This is a genomic window from Kitasatospora sp. NPDC004723 (assembly GCF_040609255.1).
Lineage (GTDB): Bacteria > Actinomycetota > Actinomycetes > Streptomycetales > Streptomycetaceae > Kitasatospora.
This window is the reverse complement of the sequence record NZ_JBEXJT010000100.1, coordinates 1-2,388: the sequence shown is the minus strand read 5'-3', so window position 1 is coordinate 2,388 and position 2,388 is coordinate 1. Positions and strand designations below refer to the sequence as shown.

Here is a 2,388-nt window from a genome sequence, read left to right as displayed (position 1 = left end):
GGCGGCGACGAGGGTGGTGGCGTCGGTGAGGGTGAGGACGCCGGCGGCGTGGGCGGCGGTGAGTTCGCCGATGGAGTGGCCGGTGAGGTAGTCGGCGTGGACGCCCCAGGTGCGGATGAGGGTGTGGAGGGCGGTTTCGAGGGCGAAGAGGGCGGGTTGGGTGTAGGCGGTCTGGTGGAGGAGGTCGCCGAGTTCGCTGCCGGCGGGGGCGAACATGACGTCGCGCAGGGGGTGTTCGAGGTGGGGCGTGAAGTGGTCGCAGACGTCGTCGAGGGCGGCGGCGAACGCGGGGAAGACGTCGTACAGTTCGCGGCCCATGCCGTTGCGCTGGGAGCCCTGCCCGGTGAACAGGAACGCCGTCTTCCCGCCGGGGGTGGTGGTGCTGACGGTCCTGGTGCCGTCGGCGATGGCGCGCAGGCCGGTGAGGAGTTCGTCCTGGGTGGTGCCGGTGGTGGCGGCGCGGTGGTCGAAGTGGGTGCGGGTGGTGGCCAGGGCGTGGGCGATACGGGTGATGTCCTGGTCGGGGTGGCTGGTGACGTGCTCGGCCAGGCGGGCGGCCTGGTCGCGCACGGCCTGCTCGGTCTTGCCCGACAGCACCCACGGAACGACCGGCAGAGCAGGAGACGGCTCGGCCGCCGTTTCAACCAATACGGGTGCTTGTTCGAGGATGATGTGGGCGTTGGTGCCGCTGATGCCGAAGGAGGAGACGCCGGCCCGGCGGGGGCGGTCGCTCTGGGGCCACGGGGTGGCCTCGGTCAGGAGCGAGACGGCCCCGGCCTCCCAGTCGACGTGCGGGGAGGGCGCGTCGACGTGCAGGGTCTTGGGGAGCAGGCCGTGCTGCATGGCCTGGACCATCTTGATGACACCGCCGACACCGGCCGCGGCCTGGGCGTGTCCGATGTTCGACTTGAAGGAGCCGAGCCACAGGGGCTGGTCGGCGGGGCGGTCCTTGCCGTAGGTGGCGAGCAGGGCCTGCGCCTCGATCGGGTCGCCGAGTTTGGTGCCGGTGCCGTGGGCCTCGACGGTGTCCACGTCGGCGGGGGTCAGTCGGGCGTTGGCGAGCGCCTGGCGGATGACGCGTTCCTGGGAAGGGCCGTTGGGGGCGGTGAGGCCGTTGCTGGCACCGTCCTGGTTGACCGCCGACCCGCGGACCACGGCCAGCACGCGGTGGCCGTTGGCCTGGGCGTCCGACAGGCGCTCCAACAGGAGCATGCCCGCGCCCTCGGACCACGTCGTGCCGTCGGCCGAGGCCGCGAAGGACTTGCACCGGCCGTCGGGGGCCAGGCCGCGCTGGCGGCTGAACTCGACGAAGACGCTGGGCGCTGCCATCACGGTCACGCCGCCTGCGAGCGCCATCGTGCACTCGCCGTTGCGCAGGGCCTGGGCGGCCATGTGCAGGGCCACCAGTGAGGACGAGCACGCGGTGTCGACCGTGACCGCCGGACCCTCGAACCCGAACGTGTAGGACACCCGGCCCGAAGCCACGCTGCCCGCGCTGCCCGTCGCGAGGTATCCCTCGAAGCCCTCCGGGGGCTGCTGCATGAGCCGCACGCCGTAGTCGCCGTACATGACGCCGGTGAAGAGTCCGGTGGTGCTTCCGCGCATCGTGGCCGGGTCGATGCCGGCGCTCTCCAGCGACTCCCAGGTCGTCTCCAGGAGGAGACGCTGCTGGGGGTCGATGGCGAGGGCCTCGCGCGGGCTGATCCCGAAGAAGTCGGCGTCGAAGAGGTCGGCGTCGTGCAGGAAGCCGCCCTCACGGGTGTAGGACTTGCCGACGGCGTCGGGGTCGGGGTCGTACAGGCCTTCCGCGTCCCAGCCGCGCCCGGAGGGGAAGGGAGTGATGCCGTCCCGGCCGGCGAAGACCAGGTCCCACAGCTCGTCGGGGGTGGTCACCCCGCCCGGGTAGCGGCAGGCCATGCCGACGATCGCGATCGGTTCGTCGTCCGTCGCCGACGCCGCACGGACGGCGACGGACGACGAGGCGGCACCCGTTGCTCCCGCCAGCTGGTCCCGCAGGTAACGGGCCAGGACGGACGCGGACGGGTAGTCGAAGACGAGCGTGGCGGGCAGACGCAGGCCGGTGGCGGCGTTCAGGTTGTTGCGCAGCTCGACGGCGGTGAGGGAGTCCAACCCGAGTTCTTGGAACGCGCGGTCCGGATCGACGGCCTCGGGGCCGGAGTGGCCCAGCGCGGAGGCGATCTGAGCGCGGATCAGGTCGAGCAGGAACTGCTCCTGCTCGGCCTTGCCCAGCCCGGCGAGACGTGCCGCCAGGGCCCCCGCCCCGGTCGCTGCGGCGCGTCGTGCCGGAGTGCGGACGATGTCGCGGAGCGTGGTCGGGAGTGTTCCGGCGTTTGCTTGTGTGCGGAGTGCTGCTTGGTCGAGGCGGAC

The 2,388-nt window shown here is 72.2% G+C and carries 1 protein-coding gene; it reads right to left on the bottom strand.

The window, feature by feature from the left end; genetic code table 11:
* On the bottom strand, nucleotides 1-2,388 hold a 2,388-nt coding region (locus ABZW10_RS38660), incomplete at both ends, for a beta-ketoacyl synthase N-terminal-like domain-containing protein (protein WP_355376394.1).